General features: G+C 68.8%; 2 protein-coding genes. Both read right to left on the bottom strand.

Annotated features, from left to right (window positions below; all coding sequences use genetic code 11):
- The coding region (locus tag ACRX5W_RS33110; protein WP_436792103.1) for an ABC transporter permease subunit at nt 1-2,562 on the bottom strand (2,562 nt) is incomplete at its 3' end.
- A gap of 6 nt (nt 2,563-2,568) precedes the next feature.
- Entirely contained in the window at nt 2,569-4,800 is a 2,232-nt protein-coding gene (locus ACRX5W_RS33105) for an ATP-binding protein (RefSeq protein ID WP_436792102.1), read from the bottom strand.
- Nucleotides 4,801-5,188: the final 388 nt, after the last annotated feature.

The following is a 5,188-nucleotide window of genomic DNA, read 5'->3' as shown; positions in this document are numbered from 1 at the left end:
GGCGGTCGGCTCGTCCAGGCACAGCACGCGGGCGTCCAGCGCCAGCAGGCCCGCGAGTTCGACGATGCGGCGGGTGCCGGTGGACAGGTCGCCGATGAACGCGTCGGCGTAGCGGCCCAGGCCGAGGAAGTCGATCAGGTCGGTCGCCTCGGCGTTCTTGGAGCGCTCCCTGCCGAAGGTGTGCGGCAGGTGGAGTGCGGTCGACAGCATGTCGGTCCGTCCGCGGGCCTCCAAGGCGATCTGCACGGTCTCCTTGACCGTCAGCTCGGGGAAGAGCGTGGCGGCCTGGAACGTGCGGCCGAGTCCGCCACGGGCCCGAGCTGCGGGGGACTTGCCGGAGACGTCGTCGCCGAGGAGGTGGACGGTGCCGGTCGCGGGGACGTACCCACCGATGGCGTTCATGAGCGTGGACTTGCCTGCGCCGTTGGTGCCGATGAGACCGACGATCTCGTTCGGCCGCACCTCGATCGACACCCCGTCGACCGCGCTCCGTCCGCCGAAGCGCACCCGTATGTCGCGGGTGGCGAGAACCGGTGTGCCCTGCGGGAGCGGCTCGCGTTCGGTGCGGGTGAGCGCCTTCGGCGCCGCTGTGCCGGTCTTGGTCGGGGTGGCGGGGCCGAGCTTGCGGTCCGCCCAGGCAAGCAGTGCGTCCCGGATCGTGTACCCGATCTGGACGAGGCCGCCGGGGAAGTACAGCAGGAGGATGAGCAGGCCCATGCTGGAGGTCAGCATCGGGATGATCTCGTTCTCGGGGAAGATCGCCGGGAGACCGATCACCCACAGCGCACCGAGGACCGGCCCGGACACCGACCCGAGACCGCCGATGACGACGATCGAGACCAGGACGAGCGAGTCGGGGGTCAGGAAGTACTTGTCCGTGTACGGGACGGACTGGACCGCGCCGGCCAACAACGCCCCGCCGAGCCCCGCGATACCGCCGGCGAGGGCGAACGCACGCAGCTTCACTCGCGCCGCGCTCACGGTGTACGCGGCGGCGGTCGCCGGGTTGTCTCGCACGCCGATCGTGGTGCGTCCCACGCCGGAGCGGCGCAGCCGTCCGACGACGATGAGCACGATCGCGAGCACGACCAACACGACGTAGTAGTACGAGCGTTGGCTGCTGATGTCGATGCCGAACAGTGTGCTGCGTTCGAACGATGCGGTGTCCATGCCTTCGTCGTGGAAGGTCTTACGGCGGTAGAAGTACTGCTCGGCGGCGACCGCGAACGCGAAGGTGCTGACGGCGAGGAGGAGTCCGCGTACGCGCAGTGCTCCGGCGCCGACGATCGCGGCGATGGCGGCGGTGATCAGCGCGGCGACCAACACCGCCGCCGGGAACGCCATGGCCCGGTATTCGTAGACGGTGTCGCCCATTTCGATGCGCAGGCCGCGGTTGAGTGCGGCGGCGGTCAGCGCGCCCAGTCCCGCGAACGCCATCTGGCCGAGGGACAGCTGCCCGGCCCAGCCGGTGAGCACCGTCACCGACGCGGCACAGATCGCATAACCGAGGATGACGGTGTAGAGGAGGTGGCGGGACGGCTGGGTGACGATGAGCGGAATGACGATGGCGATCAGGCCGAGGAACAGCAGGCCGCCGCGTTCCATGTGGCGGACCCACCACACGCCCTTCAGTCGCTCCGGAACCGGCTTGACCTTCGGGGCGAAGGAGAACGCGGAGGACTCGGTGTCGCGTCCGCGGGAGACGAAGAACACCGCGACCAGCACCAGGACCAGCAGGGTCAGGTCGGTGAGGCCGGGCTGGTCGAGCCAGTTGAACTGGATGAACGACTGGAGCAGGCCCAGCAGCACGCCCGCGCCGAGGGCGACCGGGAACGACACCATGCGTGCGATGACGGCTGCGGCGAGGGCGCGTAGCAGGGTGCCGGGGCCGAGTTCGGTGATCTGGGTGAGGGATCCCTGCCGACCTTGGATGAGGATCATGCAGACGGTGCCCAGCAGCCCGGCGATGGCCCATACGGCGGTGGACACGAGTTTGGGGCTGATGCCGTTCAGGCGGGCGAGTTCGGGGTTGTCGGCGGCGGCCTTGACCGTGCGGCCGAGCGTGGTCCGGCCGAGGAAGAGGGCCAGCAGGACCGCGGCGACGGGCACGGTGACCAGGACCGCCAGTTGCGCGCCGGTGATCTCCAGGTCGTCGGTCGGTGACCAACTCCCGGACCACGGAACCGGATACGTATCGTTGGTGTAGTCGTCCAGGTCCGGGTAGGACGTGATGATGGTCAGGGCGAGCTGGGCGACGCCGATGGTGGCGACCAGGACGATCACACGCGGCGCGTTGAAGAGCCTGCGTACGACGGCGAGGTCGACGATCGCGCCGAAGACCGTGCCGGCGAGCAGGCAGATGGCCAGGGCGATCCAGTACGGCACGCCGTAGCGGACCACCAGCAGCGCGAACAGCGCGGACCCGACCAGCCCCATGTTCGCGACCGCGAAGTTGATGACACGCGTCGACCGGTGGACGAGCACGATGCCCATGGCCAGCAGGCCGATGACCAGGCCGGTGACCGCACCGTCGAACAGCAGTTGTGTGGTGGGCAGTTCCATGACGGGTCAGCCGCCTTCCCTGCCGAGGAAGACCGCGCGGGCGAGGTCGTCACGTTCGGCCAACTCCCGGGCCGGGCCGGTGAACCGGACCTGGCCCTTCTCCAGAAACACCGCACGGTCCGCGATCGCCAGCGCGATGTTCAGCGACTGCTCGACCACGACGATCGTCAGCCCGTCCTGCTTGAGGCGTTCGACGATGGCCAGGAGGTCCTGCACGACCACCGGCGCCAGCCCGAGGGAGAGTTCGTCGATCAGCAGCACCTCGGGGTCGTGCATCAGCACCATCGCCAGCGCCAGCATCTGCTGCTGACCACCCGACAACGACCCGGCCTGCTGCCCGAGACGCTCCTTCAGGTCCGGGAAAAGGCCGAGAACGTACGCGAAACGCTCGTCGCGCCGCGCGGCGTCCTTGCGGAACCGGAACGCGGCCATCTCCAGGTTCTCGCGCACACTCATCCCCGCGAACACGCCCTTGCCGCCCGGCAACAGGTGGATGCCGTACCGGCCGCGTTGCTCGGGTGCCACGTAGGTGATCGTGCGCCCACCCAGCCGGACGACACCGCGCTCAGGAGTGCCGAGGCCGCAAATGACCTTCAGAATCGTGGACTTGCCCGCGCCGTTCGTCCCCAGCAACGCGAGGGTCTCGCCGCGCTTGACATCGAACGCGACGTCGAACAGCACCTGCACCTGGCCGTACGAGAAGTCGATGTTGTTGACCTGGAGGACGGGGATGCTCTCGGGATCCTGCGCCTGCCGCTCGGCCTCGTCCAGCTCCTCCCGCAACTCCTGCACCACCAACGACAGGTCGTGCCGGATGGTCTTCGCACCGCGCAGCATGAGGAACCCACCGATCGCGGTCGCCGGGATCCCGATCACCAGCACCGCGACACGGGGGTCGTAGGCGTCGCTGATCAGGCCCGACAGGATCGCCCCGCCGGTCGCGCCGATGAAGAAGATGTACAGCGACCCGAGCGCCGCGCCCAATCCCCGCAGCCGGTACGGGATCACCGACTGCATGATCGGCGCGGTCATCGCGAACGCCACCGAGTTCAGCATCCCCGCCGGAATGCCCAGCAGCATGAACGCCCACCCGGTCGGCATCGCCCATTGGATCGGCAGCAACACCGCGCCCGGCAGCAGCAGCCACCCCAGCAGCGCCACCGCCCGGGACGGGTCGCGGTGGTAGAGCTTGTCGTACCACGGGCCGACAAACGGCAACAGGGCCAGGATCGCCACGCCGGTGACAGAACCCCACACGCCGCGCTCGAAGGTGGACATGTGGAAGTGGTCGTCCGCCCACAGGCTGGTCAGGATCGCGCCTGTGAAAAGAGTGAAGCCCAGAGCCGAGAACGCGAGGATCGCGGTCTTCATGGTCTTGATGCGCAGCAGCCGCGCGAACGCCGCCTCGATCGAGATCGGCATCGGCTTGTCGTCGTCGACGACCCCGCCGAGGACCGACTTCATCTCGTGCTGCCCGCGCTTGGGCTCCGGCAGCCGGAACGCCCAGATGGCGACCGCCAGTGTCGGCAGACCCAGGATCAGGAACGGCCACCGCCACCCGTCGTCCCCGCCCGCGAGTGTGGCGATCCCCGCCACCAGCAGCGGACTGAGTGCTCCCGCGGTCCGGGCGGCGGAGTAGTTGACCGCGGAGATCCGGCCGCGCACCCCGATGGGGTAGGTATCCGCCAGCAGCGACCCGTTCACCGGGATCGTGCTGGACTTGGCGACCCCCACCCCGAACCGGGTGAGGAAGAACAAGAACGCGTTCGCGGCCATACCGCAGGCCAGCACCATCGCGGAGAACATGATCCCCGCCCAGCCGATGACACGGCTGCGGCGGTACCGGTCCGCCAGGTACCCCATCGGCAAGGCGCCCAGCACCAGGAACGCGCCCGAAGCCGCCGAGATGAACACGATCGCCGAGTCACTCAGCCCGAACGCGTCCTGGATGTCCGGCGCCAAAATGCTCAGCGTCGCCGACTCCAACTCGTCGAACGTCGCCAGCAACATCAGCGTCAGGAAGGTCATCGACCCACCCGCCGCCAGACCTTGACGCAGTGTCAGGTGTTCGCCGCCCACACCGGGCAGCAGTTCGTCCGCGAACAGTACTTCGCGCTTCGCCTCCGCCTGACGCGCCTGACGCTCGGCCTCCGCCTCGATCAACCCGGAAGCCAGGCCTGCGGCGGACGGGGTCGCGCTGTCCGCAGGGCCGGTGGTTTCGGAGATGGGCCCAGTCAAGGCTGCATCCGTTCGGTGTGCTGGAGTCGGAATGCGAAACTGTGCATGGCGTTCTCCGCGGGGAATCGGGCGGTCGGAGGCGGGATGAACCGGATCGTGGTGGGGAGTCCGTTCGGTCCGGGGGAACCCGGCCCAGGGCGTCAGCCTGGGCCGGGCCCTCACAGCGCGAGTTCGGGGGCGAGCCGAATGCGCGATCGGGTCACCGGGCGGCGCGCGGTGTCGGCCGCGTCACGGAATCAGGATCTTGTCCTGGTCGGGGTTGTACTGCGCCAGGCGGACGGGAAGTGCGCCGTGCGGTGTCTGCCGGCTGTAGTCGGCTTTGTCGACGTAGCCCGGGATTTGGATCGGGCCGAGCGAGAAGCCCGCGTTCTGGAAGGTCTGGTAGGTC

The sequence above is a fragment of the Yinghuangia sp. YIM S10712 genome (assembly GCF_051388935.1).
Lineage (GTDB): Bacteria > Actinomycetota > Actinomycetes > Streptomycetales > Streptomycetaceae > Yinghuangia.
This window is presented reverse-complemented; position numbering and strand designations above follow the sequence as displayed.